Source organism: Streptosporangium sp. G11 (assembly GCF_051192615.1).
Classification (GTDB): Bacteria; Actinomycetota; Actinomycetes; order Streptosporangiales; family Streptosporangiaceae; genus Streptosporangium.
On record NZ_JBPJUQ010000047.1, the window covers coordinates 59,373 to 79,759 of the forward strand.

Here is a 20,387-nt window from a genome sequence, read left to right on the forward strand (position 1 = left end):
CCGGCCCCCTTGTGGGTGGCGTGTCGTGCGGGGCGGTGTCCGCTCCTAAGCTCAGGGTGTGGCGAAATACTTCGATGTGCATCCGGACAGTCCCCAACCCCGGCTGATCAGCCAGGTGGTCGAGCTTTTACGCACGGACGGGCTGATCGCGTACCCGACGGACTCGGGCTACGCGCTGGGGTGCCGGCTGGGCAACAAGGCGGGTATCGACCGGATCAGAGAGATCCGCGACCTCGGCACCGACCATCACTTCACCCTGGTCTGCAGGGACTTCGCTCAGTTCGGCCAGTTCGTGCATGTGAGCAATGCGTTGTTCCGCTCGGTCAAGGCGGCGACCCCCGGCGGGTACACGTTCATCCTGCCCGCGACCAAGGAGGTGCCGCGGCGGTTGCTGCACCCCCGGAAGAAGACGGTCGGCGTCCGGATCCCCGATCACGTCGTCACGCAGGCGCTGCTGGCCGAGCTCGGCGAACCGCTGGTGTCGAGCACCCTGCTGCTGCCCGACGAGACCGAGCCCCTGACACAGGGCTGGGAGATCAAGGAGAGGCTCGACCACGTGGTGGACGCGGTCATCGACGCCGGCGAGTGCGGGGCCGTCCCGACGACGGTCGTCGACTTCTCGCAGGACGAGCCCGAGATCCTTCGCCGGGGCACCGGAGACCCGTCCCTCTTCGAGTAGCGGGCGAAGGAGGATCCGGCCGCCGGCGGCGCTGCCCCCGGTTTCCACGGAACCGGGGGTACGCCACTCCGGTGCGCGCGAAGCGGGTGCGGGGTGCGGGAGCCGCGGCTCCCGCACCCCGCCGCCGGGTCACTGCTTACGGAACGTCTGCGCCGCGCTGCCGTTGCAGTCCCACAGTTGCAGTCTCGCGCCGTTGGCCGTGGAGCCGTTGGGTGAGTCGAGGCAGCGGCCGGACTGCGGGTTGAGCAGCGCGCCGTTGCTCTGCGGTACCCACTGCTGGGCGCCGCCGCCGTTGCAGTCCCACAGCTGGACCTGCGACCCGTTCGCCGTGGCGTTGCCGGTCACGTCCAGGCACCGGTTCAGCGTGCGCAGCGCCGTGCCGTCCCACGCCCAGTGCTGGTCGACGGCATGGGGCTGGCAGTCCCACATCTGCACCGCGGCGCCGTTGCCGCCGGTGTCGTCGGCCGCCACGTCCACGCACTTGCCCCCCGGGCCGTTGACGAACGTGGCCCCGCTGGAGCCTCCGCCCAGCCGGAACGTCTGCGCCGCGGCGCCGTTGCAGTCCCACAGTTGCAGTCTCGCGCCGTTGGCCGTGGAGCCGTTGGGTGAGTCGAGGCAGCGGCCGGACTGCGGGTTGAGCAGCGCGCCGTTGCTCTGCGGTACCCACTGCTGGGCGCCGCCGCCGTTGCAGTCCCACAGCTGGACCTGCGACCCGTTCGCCGTGGCGTTGCCGGTCACGTCCAGGCACCGGTTCAGCGTGCGCAGGGCGTTGCCGTCCCGGGTCCAGTGCTGGTCGGCGGCGTTGATCTGGCAGTCCCACACCTGCACCGCGGAGCCGTTGCCGCCGGTGTCGTCGGCGGCCACGTCCACGCACTTGTTCCCGGGAGTGCTGATCGGCCGGCCGTGCGGGGGCGGGGCGGTGTTCAGCCGCTTCGACGCCGCGATGATACCGAGGTTGGCCGCCCTCACCCGGGCGGCGTCGAACTTCACCACCTGCCGGTCGTAGGTCCAGAAACCGTTGACCTCGCCCTCGACGTCGAACGGCTGCGTGTAGACGAGCGCGCTGAGCCCGCGGGTGTGCATGAGGTTCGCCGACTGGCTGACGAGACTCACGTACCGATCGGTGATCGACTGCGCGTTCGGGTGCATCTCGTACGCGCCGAACTGGCCGTTCGGGCTGTACTCGTGACCGGGGACGCGCACGCCCAGCCCGCCGTACTCGCCGAGCACGGAGGTCCGGGTGCTCGTCGGTGTCGGCGCGTCGGGGCCGACGTAGATGTGCCAGTCCATGATGTCGCCGTTGCCCGGGTCGCCCTTGGACGCGCAGCAGTTGTAGCCGCTGTGCCCGTTGACGAGCCTGGTCGGGTCCTGGTTCTTGACGTTCTGGATGATCCTGGTGGTGTCGGCCAGGTTCCACTCACCCCAGCCCTCGTTGAACGGGACGTAGGCGACGACCGCGGGGGAGGAGCGGTGCTCGTCGACGACCTCCCTCAGCTCGCTCTCCCACTGCGCGTGGTGGGTGGCGTTCCCCCCGCCCATGCTGGGCATGTCCTGCCAGACCAGCAGGCCGAGGCGGTCGGCGTGGTAGAACCACCGCTGCGGCTCCACCTTGATGTGCTTGCGGACCATGTTGAAGCCGAGGTCCTTGGTCTTCTGCAGGTCGCTCGCCAGTGCGGCGTCGGTCGGCGCCGTGTACACGCCGTCCGGCCAGAAGCCCTGGTCCAGCACGCCGTTCTGCATGACGAACTGGCCGTTGAGCGTCAGCGCGAGCCGCCCGTTGACCACGGCCTTGCCGACCTCGCGCATCCCGAAGTAGTGCGTCGTCTGGTCGACGGTCGCGTTCGCGCTGTTTCGCAGGGAGATCCGCAGGTTGTACAGGAACGGGTCGTCCGGTGACCAGCGCCGCGCGTTGGGGACGGGGACGCTGAAGTCGGTGAACCCGCCGGTCGCGGTGCCCACGACGGTCGAGCCGTTCAGCGCCTCGGCGTACACCGAGTGCCCCGACACGTCGCCGCGGGTGAACACGCGCACCCGCAGGGTGTTGTTGGCGAGGTTGGCGTAGAAGTCGACGCTGTAGATCGACGAGGCCGGGGTCGGCTCCAGCCACACCGTCTGCCAGATGCCCGACGACGGCGTGTACATGATGCCGCCCGGATTGCGGACCTGCTTGCCCCTGGCGGGGTTGGTCCCGCTCGCCCCGGAGTCCGACGGGTCGAAGACCCGCACGATCAGCTCGTTCGCCCCGCTGTTGAGGTGCGGGGTGATGTCGAACTCGAACCGGTCGTAGCCGCCGGTGTGCCCGCCGACCTGCACGCCGTTCACCCACACGGTCGTCTGCCAGTCCACGGCGCCGAAGTGCAGCTGCACCCGCCGGCCGTTCCAGCCGGCCGGCACGGTGAACGTCCGGCGGTAGAACAGGTAGTAGCGGTTGTCGTTCGCCGGCCGCTTGATGCCCGACAGGGCGGACTCCACCGGGAACGGCACGTTGACGCGCTCCGGCAGCGTCTGCCCGAACGCGGGGGCGTCGTTCGTGGTCGACTGCCGCAGCTGCCACTCGCCGTTGAGGTTCAGCCAGTCCGGCCGGGTCATCTGCGGGCGGGGATACTCCGGCAGTGGCGTGCCGTTCAACGCCTGGCCCGTCCACGGCGTCGTCAGCGGTGACGGCTGGGCCGGGGCGGCGGCGGCCTGCGGCGCGTCGACGACGAGCATGGCGAGTCCGACGACGCAGGCGACGGCGGCGTGCAGCAGCCGTCGCCAGTGGCGTACTCGTTGCATGGGATCTCCTCAGGGGGGTGGTGGTTCGGAGATGCGGGACCTGGTGACGCAGGCGGTTCAGGCGAATCGCCACAGGTGGTCGGCGGTGCCGTTGTCGGCGTACTGGACGACGCGGGCGCTGTCGGCAGTGGACATCTGGTCGACGCCCAGCACCTTCCCGCTGTTCTTGTTCTGGACGCGGAAGTACTCGCCGGCGTCGTATCGCAGGCGCCACAGGTGGTCGGCGGTGCCGTTGTCGGCGTACTGGACCACGCGGGCGCTGTCGGCGGTGGACATCTGGTCGACGCCCAGCACTTTCCCGCTGTTGTGGTTGCGGATCCGGAAGTATCCGCCGGTGTCGGGGACGAACGTCCACAGGTGGTCGGCGGTGCCGCTGTCGCGGTACTGGACGACCTGGGCGCTGTCGGCGGTGGACATGCCGTCCACGCCCAGCACCTTGCCGCTGTTGCGGTTCAGTATCTTCACCTGGCCGTCCGGGACGAGCCGCCACAGGAGGTCGGGGGTGCCGTTGTCGGCGTGCTGGATCACCTGGGCGCTGTCGGCGGTGGACATGCCGTCCACGCCCAGGATCTTCCCGCTGTTGCGGTTGCGGAGCTTGAGGTGGCCGTCCCCGGTGTCCACCGGCTGCCACAGGTGGTCGGCGGTGCCGTTGTCGGCGTACTGGACCACGCGGGCGCCGTCGGCGGTGGACATCTGGTCCACGCCCAGCACCTTCCCGCTGTTGCGGTTGCGGACGCGGAAGTATCCGTCGGCGTCGGGGACGAGCATCCACAGGTGGTCGGCGGTGCCGCTGTCGGCGTACTGGACCACGCGGGCGCTGTCGGCGGTGGACATCTGGTCCACGCCCAGCACCTTCCCGCTGTTGCGGTTCTGGATCCGGAACCACACCCCTTCGGGTTGCCAGTCGTGCCCGTCGCCGATCCTGGGGAAGGAGGTGATGCGCAGCCGGGCCGCCCCCATCGGGATCAGGGTGACGGTCTCCACCGGCTCGGCGGAACGTACGGGGCTGTCCTGCAGGGGCGTCACCACTCCCTCGTCGTCGGTCTTCCAGTTCGGTATCCTCCGCGCCTGCACCCTCAGCCGGATCGGCGCGGTCTCGTGGGTGAAGGGATTGCCCGCCGGGGCCCCGGGGGTCCTCTGCACGGTGACGGCCGAGGCGGGGTCGGTGGCGGGAAGGACCAGCCCGTAGTTCCAGGCGGACAGGGGGAAGACCTCGTACTCCGGCCAGTCGCCGGTGCCGGCGAAGCGCCGCCAGTCCTCCCCGATGTCCAGGGAGAAGGCCAGCGGGCCGTGGTTCAGGGACAGGGAGCCGTGGTTGGCGGTCCAGACCCGCACCGCCGCGCGCATCGGGAGCCGGAGGGTGACGGTGTCGCCGGTGTTCCAGGTGCGCTCCAGGACGATGTAACAGGGCGGGGCCGCCTGGACCGGCACCGCGGCACCGTTGACCTGCAGGCTCACCGCACCCGACCAGCCGGGGACGCGCAGGTACAGGGGGAAGGCGACGGGGCTCGGCGTGGTGACCCGCAGGGAGATCGTCTCGTCGAAGGGGTAGCCGGTACTCTGCTCGATCGTCACGTTCGTGCCGTTCCCGACCCTGGCCCGCACCGAGGACGGGCCGTACATCGAGGCGCACAGCCCGTTGTCGAAGGTGGCCAGCCACAGCTCCTCGGCGTAGTACGGCCAGCCCATGCCGTAGTTGTGGGGACAGCACCGGTAGTTGTGCACGCCCGGCATGTAGGCCTGCATGCCCCAGTCGTTCTGGAACTGGCCCCGGGTCTTGGCGCGCCGGTCGAGCTGGACCCCGTTGGCGGTGACGATGTAGAGGACGCCCTTCTGCGCGGGGTCCAGGGCGGCGGGCAGGGAGTTGAACGCCAGCTCCTCGCACCGGTCGGCCCACACCGGGTCGCCGGTGATGTGCGTCAGCATCTGGTGGCTGTGCATGAACTCGACGATCCCGCATGTCTCGAAGCCCTGGCGGGGGTCGTCGTGACCGGTGCGCACGTTCTCGTCACCGGCGAAGCCTCCACCGGAGAACTGCCCGTAGGACCTCATGATCGTGTCGTAGTTGCGGTAGGTCGCGTCGCGGAACCTCGCCTCCCCGGCCAGCAACCCGAACTCCGCCGGCTCACGGAACCCCTGCGCCAGGTTGACGTTGTGCCAGTTGGGGATGCCCCCCGTGTAGTCGGCCGAGCCCGCGTGGATCTTCCTGACCAGGTCGAGCAGCCATGCCTCGCCGGTCCGGTTGTACAGCCAGAAGACGCTGTCGATGTTGTCGCCCCAGCGCAGCGCGGCCCAGCTACGGCTGAAGACGACGGGCGGCTGCCCGTTCTGGAACCGGAAGTATCCGGTCATGAAGGGGATCACGCGGCTGTCGCCGGTGTACTCCTGGAACGAGCGCAGCACGTTGAGCAGTGGCATGTGCGGCCAGAAGTCCGGCCCGCCCTCCAGCGAGGTGCGCAGCGCCCGGGGGCCGAACCAGCCGTCCGGCTGCTGGGTCGCGATGATCCCGTCGACCCACCTGCGGGTCAGGTTCAGCACGCGCTGGTCGCCGGTGACGTAACCGAGGTCACCGAAGCCGCGCAGCCAGTACGGCAGCTCCTCCCAGGCGTTCTTCGCCGGGTCGACCCAGCCGCAGGTCTCGTAGCGAAGGTAGTCCGACACCTCGGGCATCCGGCCGTTCAGCCCGTTCACCTGCAGGTCGAGCTGGTGCCGTATCCATCCTTTGGGCGTGATGCTCCCCGGGGGCAACCTGAGGAACGGCGTGGCCCGCAGGGGGGAACGGTTGGGGGTGTAGAGGCCGCCGGCCTGGGACGTCGTGACGGTCTTGACCACTCGCACCGAGTCGGCGAGGACACCGGCCCCGGCCGGGACGGGGGCCGTGATGGAGCCGAAGACGGCCGCTCCCCCCGCCGCTCCGATGGTGTTTCGCAGGAAATCTCGACGTTCCATGCCCACGACGGTCTCCCTACTGCGCGGTTTCGCGGGCGCCTGCCACGAGCTGGTGTGGAGTGCGTCCAACGATGGGGGGTGATCAAAAGTGAATACTTTAAAACATTCATGTGTCAATATTTGATCGGGTATGATCGGCTCGATCTTGAAAATCGTTGCCCGTGCCGGCGGCGGGCCGCACGGCGAAACCGGGCGACCGCGGGGGAGAGCCGCGGTCGCCCGGTTTCGATCAAGCCCGGTGTTCTTCTCTGCGTTCCCGATGGAGAAGGGGATCAGGGGCGATCCCCGCGTTCCCGATGGCCGCGTCGTTCGTCACCGTCCGAGCGGCCGGCCGGGTGCCCGGGTGCCCGGGTGGCCCGGCCCGCCGTGACCACGGAGGGCCGGGCCACCCCCATGGTCACGGCAGGCGCCACACCTGGGCGGACGAGGAGTTGCAGTCGTAGATCTGCAGCTGGATTCCGTTGGCGGGGTTGGAGCCCGGCACGTCGAGGCAGCGTCCGGACGGCGGGTTCACCAGTGTCCCGCCGGGCTTGGGCCACCACTGCTGGGCGCCGGTGCCGTTGCAGTCCCACAGCTGGACCTTCGACCCGTTCGCCCGCGCGCTCTGCGAGACGTCGAGGCAGCGGTTCAGGGCGCGGACCGACCCGTCGGAGGCGACGGTCCACTGCTGCGCGGCCGATCCGTTGCAGTCCCACAGCCGCACCTGTGCGCCGTTGGCCCCGGTGGCCGGGTCGGCGTCGAGACACTTCGACGACAGCCCCGAGATCGCCCCGGACCGCGGCGGTGTCGGGCCGACGTCATACGACGGCGGCGCGTCACCCGCGGCACTGCCCCATCCGGTGTTCGCCGCCGTGCCGAGGGTGAAGTCGAGCGTGCCGCCGGCGGCGACGAACGACTCCGGCAGCCACGGCCGGGTCGAGGTCTGACCGTTCACCCGCAGGCTCTGCACGTACTTGGCGCTGTCCGAGGCGTTCGGCGCGGTGATGGTGATGATCTTGCCGTTGCCCCTGGTGATGGTGGTCTCGGGGAACTGCGGGCTGGCGAGGACCAGGTCGGCCTTGCCGGGTGCCTGCGGGTACATGCCCAGGGCCGCCCAGACCGCCCACGACGACATCTGGCCGAGGTCGTCGTTGCCGACCAGGCCGTCCGGCGTCGGCTTGAAGATCGTCGTCAACGCGCGGCGCACGATGTCCTGGGTCTTGTGCGGGGCGCCGGCGTAGGCGTACGCCCACGGGGTGTTCAGGGTCGGCTCGTTGCCCAGGTAGGCGTAGGGCTTGTCCGGCCCGGCGTTCAGCTCGGTGAAGAAGGTGTCCAGCCTGGACAGGACGGCGGCGTTGCCGCCCATCGCGTCGAACAGGCCGCGGTGGTTGTAGGGCACCATCCAGGTGTACTGCGCGGCGTTGCCCTCGACGTACTCGTTGTGCTGGACCGGGTTGAACGCGGGGAACGTGGTGTCGGCGTTGCGGGGCTGCAGGTACTTGCTGCCGGAGTTGAACAGGCTGCGCCAGTTCTGTGCCCGCCGCAGGAACGTCTCGGCGGTCGCGGTGTCGCCGATCCTGGCGGCGAGCCGCGAGATGGCGAAGTCCGCGCTGGTGTACTCCAGCGTGGTCGACGCCGAGCCCCAGACGTCACCGAGCCCGGTCGGCACGTAGCCGTAGGTGTCGTACTGCAACCAGCCCGGCCGCTGGCGTACCTCCTTGGTGCCGGCGACGAGGCGGCGCAGCCCGTCGGCGCTGTCGAAGCCGGTCGCCCCGAAGGCGTGCGCGGTCGAGATGATGATCGCCAGCGGGTCGCCGTTCATCACACCGGTGCCGCCGTTGGCGACGGTCCAGCGGTCGAAGTAGCCGGCGTGGGCTCCCTGGTTGATCGCGGACTGCGCGATGTCGGCCGCCTCCTTCGGCGCGATCAGCGCGATCAGCGCGATCTGGGAGCGGTAGACGTCCCAGCCGGAGTAGTTGGCGTACTGCGCGCGGCCCGCCGGCACGGTGCGGATCTGCCCGTCGAAGCCGATGTAGCGGCCGTCGACGTCGCTGAACACGTTGGGGTGCAGCAGCGAGTGGTAGAGCGAGGTGTACAGGGTGCGCCGCTGGGTGTCGGTCCCGCCGGTCACCGAGATGCGGCCGAGCAGGTCGTTCCACGCCGTCCTGGTGCCGGCCCTGATCTCGTCGAATCCCCGCGACCCCTGCTCGGCGGCGAGGTTGGCCCTGGCGCCCTCCAGGCTGACGAACGAGATGCCGACCCGGACGGTGACCGTTCGCTGGGTGGTGGTGTCGAAGGAGACGAACGCCGACGCGGCGAGCGCGCGAGCATCCTCGCTCCTGGTGGTGGCGGCGCGTGCTTTTCCTTGCTCTTTCGCGGTTTTCTGTGCCGGGGGAGCCACGCCGGCGCTCTTGCCGTCGATCGTCCGCCTGGTCTCGTCGACCTTGCCGTCCGCTGCGGCCACTCCCGCGGTGGTGAAGGGGCGGTCGAACGCGGCGTGGAAGTACAGCCGGTACCGGTTTCCGGTACCGCAGAAGCCGCCGCTGTCGGTGTATCCGGACAGCGTGTCGGTGCCGATGGTGAGCGATCCGCTGGCCGCGTTGAACGCCTTCGCGACGTCCACCGAGAGCGAGGCCCGCTGCCCCGCCGGATAGGTGAACCTGCCCATTCCGGAACGGGCGGTCGCGGTCAGCTCGGTCCGCAGGCCGTTGTCGAACCCGACCGAGTAGTAGCCGGGCGACGCGGATTCGTTGGCGTGGCCGAAGGTCGAGTGGCCGACCGGGGAGGAGCCGAGCACCGGCATGAACGGGATGTTGCCGAAGTCACCGCACCCCGGGCCGGACAGGTGGGTCAGGCTGAATCCCCTGATCCGGTTGTCGTCGTAGTGGTATCCGCCATGCTGGTAGGTCACCGTGTCCGGGCTCCATTGCAGCATGCCGAACGGGGCGTCGGCGCCGGGGAAGGTGTTGCCGGCGCCGCCGCCGTGCCCGAAGTCCGGGCCGCCGGGTTTGGTGCCGACGAACGCGTTGACGTACTGGGCCGGGTCGCTGATCGCGAGCCGTGCCGCGGTGGTGGTGGCGGTGGCGGGGGCCGGTACGCCGAGGGTGGCCAGGATGAGGGCGAGCACGAGTAGGGCACGCACTGTGTGCCTCCTGCGGAAAGTGACAACGGTGCCGGGAATGGATCATTCACCGAGGGGGGACATCGTTGTCTTGAATAGGAAGTTGACCGGATAGTCGATCGATGTCAACCGATTGAGTCAGTTTTCCTTCTCTTTCGCAGTTCACAGCCTTATTTCGGGCGGTGCAGAAAGTCCGAAAACGGCCTGTTCGAGGCTGCGGGCGTGTCGCGGTCGCCGAAAGGTTTCGACAACGATATCTGCAGGCGACACGAGAGTGCCGGCGGGCCGCGACATCGGATGTCGGTGACCGCGTCACGGGGGGCGGCGGTGGTCGCGACACGAAAATATCGGCAAGTCGCGTGGGTCCGCGTTAGGCGACGACGCGAGGGCGTCGGTGTGAGCGTGCTGACGATCTCCCTGCCATCTGGTTGCTCAATACAACTATCTGGTTGTATGGTCGAACCATGGCGGATGATCGCGAGCTCCAGGAGGCGGTGGCCCGCTTCGTGCGGGCCTTCGGGCTCCACCGGCCGGACCAGACCCCCTGCGGGCAGCCCATCCCGACCTCGGAGGCCCACGCGCTGGGCGAGCTGGCCAGAGACGGCGCGGTGCGCCAAAGCGACCTGGCGCACCGGCTCCGGCTGGAGAAGAGCACCACCAGCCGGCTGGTCACACAGCTCATCAACCGCGGCTGGGCCGAGCGCACCCCCGCGCCCGACGACGGGCGCGGCGTCCTGGTCCAGCTCACCCCGCAGGGAGTGCGGGCCGCGGCCCGGCTGGCCGAGGCCAGAGCCGCGCGGTTCTCCGCCGTTCTGAACCGTGTCCCCAAGGGCGAACGCGCCGACGTGCTGCGCGCCCTGACCATTCTCACGAAGGCCATGGATGAAACTTAGGAATCGGCGCACCCAGGCGCTCATCGCGGCGCTCGCGCTCGTCGTCGTGGCCGCGACGGCGTACGTGCTCATCGGCCGCGACGAACAACAGGCGACGGCCGCCCGGCAGGCCGAGATCGCGGCCAGGGGCCGGACGGTGATGCCGTTCGACCTGGAGCGCACCACGCACCGCTTCGCCAAGTCGGCCACCGGCGGCGTACAGACGGTCACCTCCGAGGATCCGGCCGACACCGAGCAGGTCAGGCTGATCCGCGAGCACCTGACCGAGGAGGCGGCGGGGTTCGGCAAGGGCGACTACGGCGACCCCGCCTCCATCCACGGCGCCGACATGCCGGGCCTGCGCGAGCTGGAACAAGGCCACGGCCGCATCGACATCCGCTACGCCGAACTGCCCGCAGGTGCCCGGATCACCTACACCACCTCCGACGCGCCCCTGGTCACAGCGTTGCACGCGTGGTTCGACGCCCAGGTCACCGACCACGGCCGGCACGCCGAACACGGCTGAACCCACCCCCCGAACGCTTCGTTTCCCGCCGGATCCGCATATCCCCTTCATACCCGGCCGGGGTACGGTTTCTTCTGTTCGCCGGATACCCGACCCCCGTACCGTTCCGGTACCTGGGCCTTGTCCAGGTACCGGGCCATCCCCCTCCTGAACCCCCACATGGAAGGACCGCCGTGATCATCATCCGTCGCGCCACCCCCGATGACGCCGCCACCGTGTACGACCTCATCTGTGGCCTGGCCGAACATCAAGACCAGGGCTGGGGCGTCACGGTGAGCGTCGAGGACCTGAAGCGGCAGCTCGCCCGCCCGGAGGTCGGCTGTCTGATCGCCGAGCGGGACGGCCACTCCATCGGCTACGTTTCCTGGCTGCAGCGCGTCAGCTTCTGGTCCGGCCAGGACTACCTCCACCTGGACGACCTGTACGTGACCGGCGCCGAACGCGGCAACGGCGCGGGAGAACAGCTGATGCGCGCCATCGCCGAGGCCGCCGAAGGCAAGGTGATCCGCTGGGAGGTGGCCGAGGCCAACGTGGCCGCGCAACGCTTCTACGCGCGCATCGGTGCCACCCTCGCCTCCAAGAAGATCGGCCGCTGGCAACCGGCGTAGCCCGTGGCGAACGAACAGCTGTCGCAACCTGTTCGTCCAGCAGGCGGCGCCGCGGGTGCACGCCGAGCGCAGCGGACGGCGTGCCTTCGCCGCGCACTTGATCGCCACCGCGGCCCGGCCTGGAACATGCTGGGCGTCATCCTCCCCGGAGGCCGAGGCGCCGGGCACAACGAGCCGAACGCCCGCGCACTGACACTCTCATGACGCATCCACCGACGCTCTCGCGTCGCTCGGCATCAGCAGCTCCAGGCCGCGGCGGATGAGCCTGGTGGCGATCACGGTCTCCGACGGCCAGGAGTCGTCCCCGCCGATCCGATCGAAGAGCCGGACGGCGGCGGTGCGGCCGAGCTCCTGGACGTCGTAGGCGATCAGGGTCAGCGGGCGTGGCATGAGCGTGGACAGCTCGAAGTCGTCGAAGCCCACCAGTGCGGCGTCGTGGCCTCGGCGGCAGAGCTCGCGGATGGCGCCGATCGTGATCCGGTTGTTGCCGGCGAAGAAAGCGGTGGGCGGGTCGGCGCCGTCGAGCATCTCCGCGACCGCGTGGACGGCTTCATCGGGATGCGTCACCCCGACCCGGACCAGGGACTCGTCGTAGGGAACACCCGCTCCGGCGAGCGCCGTACGCACTCCGGCCAGGCGTTCGCGCGCGGTGTAGATGGCCGAGGAGTCGGTGATGACACCGATCCGGCCGTGTCCGGCCGCCAGCAGGTCCTCGATGCCGGCCCGGGCCCCCCGCGCGTTGTCGATCACCACGCTGTCGGCCAGGATGCCCGACGGCGGCCGGTCCAGGAAGACCAGCCGCATGCCCATCTCCATCTCGGGCCGGGTGTAGGAGTGGTCCGACCCGGCGGGCACGATGATCAGCCCGTCCACCCGGCGCTGGCACAGCTCGAGGAACTGCCGCTGCTCCAGCTCGGGATCCTCCTCCGAGCTGACCGTGATCAGATGGGTGTCGTGGGAGCGCGCGACCTTGGCCACCGCCGCCGCGATCACCGAGTAGAAGGGATTGGCCAGATCCTCGATGATCAGTCCGATCGTCGCGGTCCGCCGGCCGGAGCGCAGCGAGCTGGCCATGTCGTTGCGCCGGAACCCGAGCTCGCCGATCGCGGCGAGCACCTGCTCGACCAGCTCGGGCCGCACCGTCGGCACGTTGTTGATGACCCGGGAGACCGTTTTCACGCTGACGCCGGCCGTGGCCGCCACGTCGGAGACCGTGGGCCTTCGCGGCCTGTCCTGTCTACCCACCGAAGTCCTCCTGCCCGAGGGTGCGCGCTCGTCCACGGTCCGCGCCGCCCGCCGCGACGGGCGTGATAACGATGTCCTGATCAAATCTAGTGCCTTGTTTCGCGGGCGGGCATGGGACGGCCTGCCGCCGGTCGTTTCCCGGCGACCACCTGGGGTGGCTGTGGCCTCGGGGAAATCAGGGTCGGATCTTTCAGGTCGTAGCCCGCTTTCCGCCATGCCGGAGCGGTGCGTCCCATGTCTCGGAGGCGGCTGCGAGTCCCGGGACGGAATCCGGAGTCGTACCCGACCATGCCGGAGCGGTGCGTCTCATGTCTCGAAGGCGGTTGCGAGGGCGGTCAGTGGACGCCGCGGACGGTGCCGCCGTCCACCCGCAGCGTGGTGCCGGTGACGTAGTCGGCGAGCGGGCCGCTGAGGTAGAGGACCGCGGCGGCGATCTCCTCGGGACGGCCCAGCCGGCCGATGTCGTTGGGCACCAGCTCTTCGATCGCGTTGCGTTCGATGTCCTGCCACGTCTCGCCCCAGCCGCGGGCCGGGGCGAGGTCGGTGAGGAACCGCTGGACGCTGTCGACCAGGATGGCGCCGGGGGCGACGGTGTTGGAGGTGATCCCGGTGCCCTTCAGCTCGCGGGCCAGCGAGACCGTGAGGTTGTGGCGGGCGGCGAGGGTGGCGTTGTAGTGGGGTAGGTCGGCGCTCGGTTGCGGGCCGAGTCCCCCGCCGATCTGGATGACGCGGCCCCAGCCGCGTTCGCGCATGCCGGGGAGCAGGCGCAGGATCATGCGGACGCCGGAGATGACGTTGAGCTCGTAGGTCTGGCGCCAGTCCTCGGCGGTGGCCTCCTTCCACCCGCGGTGGGGGTAGGCGCCGGCGTTGTTGACGAGGATGTCGATCGGGCCCTCGGCCAGCGCGGCCTCGGTCGTGGCGTCGGCGCCGGCGTCGGTGGCGAGGTCGCCGATGGCGGCGCGGGCGCTGCCGCCGGCTGCCCGGATGGCGGTGGCGACGGCTTCGGTGCGGGTGCGGTCGCGGCCGTGGACGACGACGTCGGCGCCCTCGGCGGCCAGGGCCTTGGCGATGGCCTCGCCGAGGCCGGAGCTGGAGCCGGTGACCAGCGCACGCCTGCCTGCCAGTTGGAGATCCATTTCATCCTCGCATCGCGGTTCGGGGGCCGACACACATCGGGCCCACAATGTATACAGTCGTAGACTTGGTTCGAGTATACACTCGTAGACATGAGTGACGCCGCCGAGCCCAGCACCCCCTTGAGCCGATCGCAGCCAGGAGGCCATGCCTCGGGCAGGCGCCCGCGCGACGCCGCCGCCACCCGGCAGGCCATCCTGGACGCGGCGGTCGCCGCCTTCACCCGGTGCGGCTACGACGGGGTGGGGGTTCGCGACATCGCCCGAAGCGCGGGCGTGACCGCGATGCTCATCAACCGCTATTTCGGATCGAAGGAACAGCTGTTCGCGGAGGCGGTCGACGTGGCCTTCGCGCCGCGCACGGTGATCGCGGGTACGGGCGCGGAACTGGCCGGCGAGACCGCGCGCGCGTTGGTGGCGCGGACGGCGCCGGAGGCGGAGGCGGAGGAGCTCGGGCCGTTCCTGCTCATGCTGAGGTCGGCGGCCAACCCCAGGGCCGCGCAGATCATGCGCGAGGCGATCGGACGGCATGCCGGGCGCCACCTCAACGAGGAGCTGTCCGGAGACGGAGCCGCGGTCCGGGCGGAGTTGATGCTCGCCGTCCAGGCGGGGGTGTGGCTCATGCGCAGCGTCCTGGGCACGACGGCGCTCGCCGAGGGAGATCCGGAGGAGCTCGCCGGGCGAATCCGGTCGCTCTTTCACGTGCTGGTGTGAGTCCTCACCGCCTTCGCCGAAGGCGCATCTCCACCACGATGCGTCCGGCGGCGTGGGCGGGCGAGTACGTGAACGGTCAGATCTCCGTTCGAGGCTCGCCGTTCTTCTTTGCGGGATCCGGAACGGCTCCGGTGCGGGCGCTCGTCTCCTCGGAGACGAGGCGGCGGACGGCCTCGACGACCGCGGCGCGGTGTCGCCCTACGTCCTGGCCGGTGGTGGCCATGGGGCTGGTCGGCATCCAGGCGCTCGCCAGCGCCAGGGTGAAGACCAGCAGGTCCTCGGGGGTGAAGGCGGCCGGGACCTGCCCGCCGTTCTGGGCCTCGGTGATCGCGTGCGTCTTCTGCCGCATCGAGGCGCGCAGCCCGTCGGGCTCGTGCCCCGTGCTCGAACGTTCGAGGCGGTGCCAGGTGGCGAGGCGGAGTTGGTGGGGGTTGGCGAGGAGGAAGTCGAACAGGCGGCCCGCGTAGCCCGGCAGGTCCTCGGGGGCGAAGGGGACCTCGTCGAGGACGCGGGTGACGTGCGCGTCCATGACCGCGTCGAAGAGCTGCTCCTTGTTGCCGAAGTGCGTGTAGATGAGGGCCTTGTTGGCCTTCGCCCTGGTACCGATACGGTCCACGCGGGCCCCGGCGATGCCGCGGGCGGCGAACTCCTCCGTGGCGGCCTGTAGCAGGCGAGCCCTCGTCGCCTCGGCGTCACGGGTCCTGGCTGGGTCGGCTTGTGGCGGCATCCCCCCAGAATAAGCTAACTAACCGTTTATTTGACAAGTGCCTCATGCGGACGCAGCATATAAATGAACGTTTAGTTACCTGATGGAGGCGCGTCCCCATGAACAAGACCTGGCTCATCACCGGCGGTTCCCGTGGCCTCGGCCTGGCGCTCGCCCATGCCGTGCTCGACAGCGGTCAGCGGGCCCTCGTGACCGCCCGCCGCCCCGAACAGCTCGAAGACCTCGTGCGGCGGTACGGCGATCGCGTACGTGCCACGGCCCTCGACGTCACCGACGCCAAGGCCGCCCATGCCGCCGTCCAGGTGGCGCTCGACGCGTTCGGCCGTCTCGACGTCGTGGTCAACAACGCCGGTTACGCCACCAGCGCGCCCATCGAGGAGATGCCGGACAAGGAGTTCCGCGCCCAGATGGAGACGAACCTGTACGGCGTGGTCAACGTCACCCGGGCCGCCCTGCCCGTCCTGCGCCGGCAGCGCTCGGGCCACTTCATCCAGTTCTCCTCCATCGGCGGGCGCGTCGGCGGATCGCCGGGCCTGGCGGCCTACCAGACCGCGAAGTTCGCCGTCGAAGGCTTCTCCGAGGTGCTCAACGCCGAGGTGAAGCCCCTGGGCATCAAGGTCACCATCGTCGAGCCCGGCGGGTTCCGTACCGACTGGGGCGGCTCGTCGATGACCGCCCTGCCGGTGGGCGAGGACTACGAGCAGACGGTCGGTGAGATGAACCGTTACCGCGAGTCGACCGTCGCCACCTGGAGCGGGGACCCGGTCCGCGCCGCCAGGATCGTCACCGACATCGCCGACCTGGACGAGCCGCCCCTGCGGCTGCTGCTCGGCGCCGGCGCGGTCGAGATGGCGCAGGCGTCCTCCGAGGCCCGCGCCGCCGAGGCCGAGCGGTGGGCACAGGTGAGCCGCTCGGCCGACTTCCCGCCGGGGGAGTAGCGGCCGCTCCGAGTCCCGGACCGCGTCGTGAAGGACGGCGAGGGACAGTGAAGGACGGCGAGGGACGGCGAGGGGCGGTACGGGTGCCTCAGGCACGTCCCCGTGTGGCGACGAGGTCAGGGGCGGAAGTCGCCTTCCAGCGCCTCGACCGCGCCGAGAAGACTGCGCAGGCCGATTTCGTCGCGCTGAACGTCCGCCGGATCGAACAGCCACTCGGTGACCGGTAGGTCGGCGACCTCCTCCGAGTGGCTCGACTCGACCAGGATGAGTTCCGTCTCGACCTCCACTCTGAGCTCGTGCAGATGGTGGTTTTCGCCGGTCGGGGTGCTCATTTTTTCCTCCGTGCGTGGCTTGGGCGGATGTCCGCGTGGATCGGCCGCGTCGAGATCTGTCCGGGGCCGAACAGGTGGGTGAGGCGCTCGCCCCGGTGAACCGCCGGCGCGCGGGCGTGGTCGGTCCGATGCCGGTGTGCGCGCCGGGCGGAGAGACGGTTGCCGCCGTCCAGCGGCCCCGGTGCCGGCGGACAGCCCGCGGACTCGGGCCGGCCGGGCCTCGCCGGTCGCCCGCGGCGGGGGCCCTCAATGGTCAGGATGGACGAGGGGCGCGGCGGTCCTTACGCTGGGCGAGTTCTTCGTCGTCGACCAGGGTGAGCATCGGCCGGCCGGGTTCGCACAGCATCGTGACGGTGAAACGGAGCCGGACGTCGTCGCGGTTGTTGCCGTCCTGGTAGTGGATGACGTCGCCGCCCGGTTCCCAGAACGCCTCTCCCGCGCGCACGACCCGCTCCGGCTCGCCTTCCACCTCCAGCAGCATCTCGCCTTCCAGCACGTAGCCGAACGCCGGGCCGGAGTGCCGGTGCGGCGGCGTGCCGGGGTCACCGGGCGGATACTCGATGACCACGGTCATCGCGTGCGCACCCCGCGGGATGAACGGCGGTTCGGCCTCCTGCAGCGTGGTGAGCGCCGTCTGCCACGCGGTCGATCTTGGCTTCTGCCCGCCGGTGGCCGGATCGTTGTCTGGCATGGGAAATACCTCCTTGACGAATTGGCGGTGGAGCCGGGCCGGTACCCGCCCGGGGACGAGCTACTTCCCGGCGACGATCCGGCCCGGCCAGTCGCTGTACCGGATCCCGCCGAGGATCGCGTCGTCGCCTGACGGAACCAGGCTCCCCTCGCTCAGCTCGGCTCCGAAGTAGCGCGCGTGCGGGTCCGTGACCACCCGGCGCGGATCGCCCCAGCCGGCCAGGACGTCCAGGAAGAACTCGTCCATCCGGAACCGCTCGGGCCCGGCGACCTCGACCCTCCCGTTCACCGGCGACCCCACGGAGATCCTGCCGACCGCCTGGGCGACGTCGTCGCCCGCGATGGGCTGGAAGAAAACCGGCGCCATCCGGACCGTGTCGCCGTCGGTGGCCGCGTCGGCGATGCTGCGGGTGAACTCGAAGAACTGCGTCGCGTGCACGAGCGAGTACGGGATCGACGAGTTCTCGATCAGGTCCTCCTGGGCGATCTTCGCCCGGAAGTAGCCGCTCTCGGGCAGCCGTTCGGTCCCCACCACCGACAGCGCGACGTGGTGGCCGACGCCGGCCTCCGCCTCCGCGGCGAGCAGGTTGCGGGTGGAGGTCGTGAAGAACTCCATTACCGCGGCCTCCTCGAAGGAGGGAGAGTTCGACACGTCGATCACCACCTGCGCGCCCTTCAGCACCTCGGCCAGCCCTTCGCCGGTAAGCGTGTTGACGCCGGTGTTCGGCGCCGCCGCCACCGCCTCATGACCGTGCTCCCCCAACTTCGTCACGAGCTTCGACCCGATCAGGCCGGTGCCGCCCACTACCACGATCTTCATGGTGAACCTTCCTCTGCCCCGGGACATCCGTTGCCATCCGGTCGCCAGCTAAGACAGGACAGCCTCGCGATCTGTGACAGCCTGGGCGAAATTCTTTCCGGTCATGAATTCCCCGCGAAGGGATGTCGCAGGGGAGGGCCTTGTCCAAGTGAGCCCAAAACCCGCAGTGGAGTGATCTTTATGTCGCCTCCGGTGCTCTGACCCTGGGCGATACCGGAGCGCGGGTGCCGCCGGATCGCTGCCGGAGGGTTCCCCGTGCCCGCGCCCTCCCGGCCGGCGACCGGCCCGTGAGCGGCCCATGACCGGCGGGCGACGGTCCATGATCGGCCGATGACCTGCCCGTGACCTGCCGACGGCGACCGACAGGCCACGTACGCTCCTGTGATTAACTTTCCAGGCCGCGGGACCCCTCTCTCGCGGCGGACCAGCGGCGTCTCCAGGAGCACTGATGAGTCAATCCCCCTCCCTCGCGGACATGGAGCAGCCGGTGTGGCGCAGGGCGATGGGCGGGCGCGAGTCAGGCGAGGGGCACCGCGCCGCGACCCCGCTGGAACTCCTGTTCGACCTGTGCTTCGTCGTCGCCGTGGCCCAGGCCGCGGCGAGCCTCCACCACGCCCTCTCGGAGGCCCACTTCGGGTCCGGGCTCCTCGGCTACGCGATGGTGTTCTTCGCCATCTGGTGGGCGTGGATGAACTTCACCTGGTTCGCCTCCGCGTACGACACCGACGACGTGCTGTACCGCCTGCTCGTCCTGGTGCAGATCGCCGGCGTGCTGATCCTGGCGGCCGGTGTGCCCCGGGCGTTCGGAGAGAAGGACTTCGAGCTGATCACGCTGGGTTACGTGGTCATGCGGCTGGCGATGGTCGCCCTGTGGCTGCGGGCCGCCCGCGAGCACCCCGAGGGCAGGGCGTGCGCGTTGCGCTACGCGATCGGGATCACGGCCATCGAGGTGGGCTGGATCGCGAGGCTCGCGCTTCCCGAGAGCCTCGGAGTGGCCGGCTTCCTCGTGCTCGTCCTCGCCGAGCTGGCGCTCCCGCTGTGGGCCGAGCGCTACTGGCACACCGGCTGGAACGCCCGCCACATCGCCGAGCGCTACGGGCTGTTCACCCTGATCGTGCTGGGAGAGTCGGTGCTGGCGGCCACGGTGGCGATCCAGGCCGGGCTGGACCGGGGGATCGCTCCGACGGCACTGCTGTCGGTCGCCTTCAGCGGCATGGTGATCGTCTTCGCGATGTGGTGGCTGTACTTCGCCCAGCCCGCCCACCGGGTCCTGACCTCCAGCCGTGCGGCGTTCTCCTGGGGGTACGGCCACTATCTGATCTTCTCCTCGGCCGCAGCCGTGGGGGCCGGGCTGGCGGTGTCGGTCGACTACGACACCCACCAGGCCCACATCGGCGCTCTCGCCGCCAGGGCGTCCGTGGCGGTCCCCGTGGCGGTCTTCCTGCTCAGCGTGTGGTTCGTGCACGTGCGGCCGCACCGCCGCGGCCGGCGGATGGACGCGGGCTTCACGATCGCGGGGCTCCTCGTCCTGGCCACCCCGCTGACCCCGCTGCCGCTGCCCCTGATCGCCGTCGTGATGACCGGTCTGGTGCTCGTCAGCCTGTCGGCGCCCGCCGGGCGACCTCGCTGACGACCCGGCCGTTCTGAGGGCCCGGCCGTTCTGACGACCTGGCTGCCCGGGACGAACTCCGAGCCACCCGCCTGCCGACGCGCACTCCCGCTCCTGCCACTCCTCGACCGGCCGGGCGGACCGGGTCACGCGGCCGAGATCCGCACAGCCGCGGTCGAGGTCAGCCGATCTCGACGTAGTCCGGTTCGGCCCACCGGCTGTGGTGCTGAAAACGCGGAGTGTTCCATCCTCGGGCCAGATCGAGCGCGGCCGATGTCCGCTTCCAGTCATCCCGGCCATGGCTGGGATGACTCAGCGTGAGCCGGGTCGAACCATTCACCGTCACGACATGCTGCGCGTCGCCGTACCCGGCGGCGTATCCCACGTGCGCGGTGTGGTTTCCAGCGGTCGGTGCGAACACCTGGATGTCGACCCAGCCGTCCTGGTGGTCCAGCCCCGCCACGACGGCGTCCTGTGACACGACGGCGACGCCGGTACGGGTCCTGGCACGGTTGACCGTGCCGCGCTCGGCCTCGTAGCGCACCCGGCTTCCCTCCACGACGGGATGGTCATTCGCCCATCCCGGGCTCGCCGTGTACGTCCAGCGTGCTCTTCCCAGTACGAACCGTTACCCGGCGTGTCCGGACTTGGCTACAGGGTGGATCGATTC

Annotated in this window: 17 protein-coding genes; 7 read left to right on the top strand and 10 right to left on the bottom strand. The window is 70.0% G+C overall.

The genetic code is table 11. From position 1 onward, the window contains the following. Window positions 1–58 precede the first annotated feature (58 nt). A complete protein-coding gene (locus ACSDR0_RS33250) occupies window positions 59–679 on the top strand; it encodes an L-threonylcarbamoyladenylate synthase (RefSeq protein ID WP_435292885.1) in 621 nt (206 codons plus the stop codon). A gap of 129 nt (window positions 680–808) precedes the next feature. On the opposite strand, the gene ACSDR0_RS33255 is transcribed toward ACSDR0_RS33250, so the two are convergent. From ACSDR0_RS33255 to ACSDR0_RS33265, 3 genes are all read right to left on the bottom strand, one after another. Next, complete coding sequence (locus tag ACSDR0_RS33255; protein WP_435292886.1) at window positions 809–3,454, bottom strand: ricin-type beta-trefoil lectin domain protein; 2,646 nt, start codon at window positions 3,452–3,454, stop codon at window positions 809–811. Between the two features lie 57 nt (window positions 3,455–3,511). Then, window positions 3,512–6,403, bottom strand: a complete 2,892-nt coding sequence (locus tag ACSDR0_RS33260; RefSeq protein ID WP_435292887.1) for an RICIN domain-containing protein — start codon at window positions 6,401–6,403, stop codon at window positions 3,512–3,514. 397 nt (window positions 6,404–6,800) lie between these two features. Continuing rightward, on the bottom strand, window positions 6,801–9,524 hold the full coding sequence (locus tag ACSDR0_RS33265; RefSeq protein WP_435292888.1) for a lectin: 2,724 nt from the start codon (window positions 9,522–9,524) through the stop codon (window positions 6,801–6,803). Between the two features lie 443 nt (window positions 9,525–9,967). Between ACSDR0_RS33265 and ACSDR0_RS33270 the strand changes: the two genes are divergently transcribed. From ACSDR0_RS33270 to ACSDR0_RS33280, 3 genes are all read left to right on the top strand, one after another. Further along, window positions 9,968–10,396, top strand: a complete 429-nt coding sequence (locus tag ACSDR0_RS33270; protein WP_435292889.1) for a MarR family winged helix-turn-helix transcriptional regulator — start codon at window positions 9,968–9,970, stop codon at window positions 10,394–10,396. Continuing rightward, window positions 10,386–10,901, top strand: coding sequence for a hypothetical protein (locus ACSDR0_RS33275; RefSeq protein WP_435292890.1), 516 nt, complete (start codon window positions 10,386–10,388; stop codon window positions 10,899–10,901). Before ACSDR0_RS33270 ends, ACSDR0_RS33275 begins: the two co-directional genes overlap by 11 nt. 173 nt (window positions 10,902–11,074) lie before the next feature. Next, window positions 11,075–11,509, top strand: coding sequence for a GNAT family N-acetyltransferase (locus tag ACSDR0_RS33280; protein WP_435292891.1), 435 nt, complete (start codon window positions 11,075–11,077; stop codon window positions 11,507–11,509). A 198-nt stretch (window positions 11,510–11,707) separates the two neighbouring features. Here the strand turns inward: ACSDR0_RS33280 and ACSDR0_RS33285 are convergent, their stop codons facing one another. Both ACSDR0_RS33285 and ACSDR0_RS33290 read right to left on the bottom strand, forming a co-directional pair. Then, on the bottom strand, window positions 11,708–12,754 hold the full coding sequence (locus ACSDR0_RS33285; RefSeq protein ID WP_435292892.1) for a LacI family DNA-binding transcriptional regulator: 1,047 nt from the start codon (window positions 12,752–12,754) through the stop codon (window positions 11,708–11,710). A 335-nt stretch (window positions 12,755–13,089) separates the two neighbouring features. Beyond that, a complete protein-coding gene (locus ACSDR0_RS33290) occupies window positions 13,090–13,890 on the bottom strand; it encodes an SDR family NAD(P)-dependent oxidoreductase (RefSeq protein ID WP_435292893.1) in 801 nt (266 codons plus the stop codon). A gap of 90 nt (window positions 13,891–13,980) precedes the next feature. Between ACSDR0_RS33290 and ACSDR0_RS33295 the strand changes: the two genes are divergently transcribed. After that, complete coding sequence (locus tag ACSDR0_RS33295) at window positions 13,981–14,601, top strand: TetR/AcrR family transcriptional regulator (RefSeq protein WP_435292894.1); 621 nt, start codon at window positions 13,981–13,983, stop codon at window positions 14,599–14,601. A 76-nt stretch (window positions 14,602–14,677) separates the two neighbouring features. On the opposite strand, the gene ACSDR0_RS33300 is transcribed toward ACSDR0_RS33295, so the two are convergent. Further along, window positions 14,678–15,328, bottom strand: a complete 651-nt coding sequence (locus tag ACSDR0_RS33300) for a TetR family transcriptional regulator (RefSeq protein ID WP_435292895.1) — start codon at window positions 15,326–15,328, stop codon at window positions 14,678–14,680. A 98-nt stretch (window positions 15,329–15,426) separates the two neighbouring features. Here ACSDR0_RS33300 and ACSDR0_RS33305 point away from each other — a divergent pair, with 98 nt between their 5' ends. Beyond that, on the top strand, window positions 15,427–16,266 hold the full coding sequence (locus ACSDR0_RS33305) for an oxidoreductase (RefSeq protein WP_435292896.1): 840 nt from the start codon (window positions 15,427–15,429) through the stop codon (window positions 16,264–16,266). A 116-nt stretch (window positions 16,267–16,382) separates the two neighbouring features. On the opposite strand, the gene ACSDR0_RS33310 is transcribed toward ACSDR0_RS33305, so the two are convergent. The 3 genes from ACSDR0_RS33310 to ACSDR0_RS33320 all read right to left on the bottom strand — a co-directional run bounded on the left by ACSDR0_RS33310 (window position 16,383) and on the right by ACSDR0_RS33320 (window position 18,108). Next, complete coding sequence (locus ACSDR0_RS33310; protein WP_435292897.1) at window positions 16,383–16,598, bottom strand: hypothetical protein; 216 nt, start codon at window positions 16,596–16,598, stop codon at window positions 16,383–16,385. A gap of 253 nt (window positions 16,599–16,851) precedes the next feature. Next, complete coding sequence (locus ACSDR0_RS33315; RefSeq protein ID WP_435292898.1) at window positions 16,852–17,289, bottom strand: cupin domain-containing protein; 438 nt, start codon at window positions 17,287–17,289, stop codon at window positions 16,852–16,854. 60 nt (window positions 17,290–17,349) lie between these two features. Further along, window positions 17,350–18,108, bottom strand: coding sequence for an SDR family oxidoreductase (locus ACSDR0_RS33320; protein WP_435292899.1), 759 nt, complete (start codon window positions 18,106–18,108; stop codon window positions 17,350–17,352). A gap of 448 nt (window positions 18,109–18,556) precedes the next feature. On the opposite strand from ACSDR0_RS33320, the gene ACSDR0_RS33325 reads away from it, so the two are divergent. Further along, on the top strand, window positions 18,557–19,738 hold the full coding sequence (locus tag ACSDR0_RS33325; RefSeq protein ID WP_435292900.1) for a low temperature requirement protein A: 1,182 nt from the start codon (window positions 18,557–18,559) through the stop codon (window positions 19,736–19,738). A gap of 160 nt (window positions 19,739–19,898) precedes the next feature. On the opposite strand, the gene ACSDR0_RS33330 is transcribed toward ACSDR0_RS33325, so the two are convergent. Next, on the bottom strand, window positions 19,899–20,276 hold the full coding sequence (locus ACSDR0_RS33330) for a CBM35 domain-containing protein (RefSeq protein WP_435292901.1): 378 nt from the start codon (window positions 20,274–20,276) through the stop codon (window positions 19,899–19,901). Window positions 20,277–20,387: the final 111 nt, after the last annotated feature.

Bases quoted from the DNA above. Each gene is read 5' to 3' on its own strand.
- ACSDR0_RS33325 (WP_435292900.1), top strand. From the start codon at position 18,557: ATGAGTCAATCCCCCTCCCTCGCGGACATGGAGCAGCCGGTGTGGCGC.
- ACSDR0_RS33305 (WP_435292896.1), top strand. From the start codon at position 15,427: ATGAACAAGACCTGGCTCATCACCGGCGGTTCCCGTGGCCTCGGCCTG.
- ACSDR0_RS33255 (WP_435292886.1), bottom strand. From the start codon at position 3,454: ATGCAACGAGTACGCCACTGGCGACGGCTGCTGCACGCCGCCGTCGCC.
- ACSDR0_RS33300 (WP_435292895.1), bottom strand. From the start codon at position 15,328: ATGCCGCCACAAGCCGACCCAGCCAGGACCCGTGACGCCGAGGCGACG.
- ACSDR0_RS33275 (WP_435292890.1), top strand. From the start codon at position 10,386: ATGAAACTTAGGAATCGGCGCACCCAGGCGCTCATCGCGGCGCTCGCG.
- ACSDR0_RS33310 (WP_435292897.1), bottom strand. From the start codon at position 16,598: ATGAGCACCCCGACCGGCGAAAACCACCATCTGCACGAGCTCAGAGTG.
- ACSDR0_RS33320 (WP_435292899.1), bottom strand. From the start codon at position 18,108: ATGAAGATCGTGGTAGTGGGCGGCACCGGCCTGATCGGGTCGAAGCTC.
- ACSDR0_RS33270 (WP_435292889.1), top strand. From the start codon at position 9,968: ATGGCGGATGATCGCGAGCTCCAGGAGGCGGTGGCCCGCTTCGTGCGG.
- ACSDR0_RS33315 (WP_435292898.1), bottom strand. From the start codon at position 17,289: ATGCCAGACAACGATCCGGCCACCGGCGGGCAGAAGCCAAGATCGACC.
- ACSDR0_RS33290 (WP_435292893.1), bottom strand. From the start codon at position 13,890: ATGGATCTCCAACTGGCAGGCAGGCGTGCGCTGGTCACCGGCTCCAGC.
- ACSDR0_RS33260 (WP_435292887.1), bottom strand. From the start codon at position 6,403: ATGGAACGTCGAGATTTCCTGCGAAACACCATCGGAGCGGCGGGGGGA.
- ACSDR0_RS33295 (WP_435292894.1), top strand. From the start codon at position 13,981: ATGAGTGACGCCGCCGAGCCCAGCACCCCCTTGAGCCGATCGCAGCCA.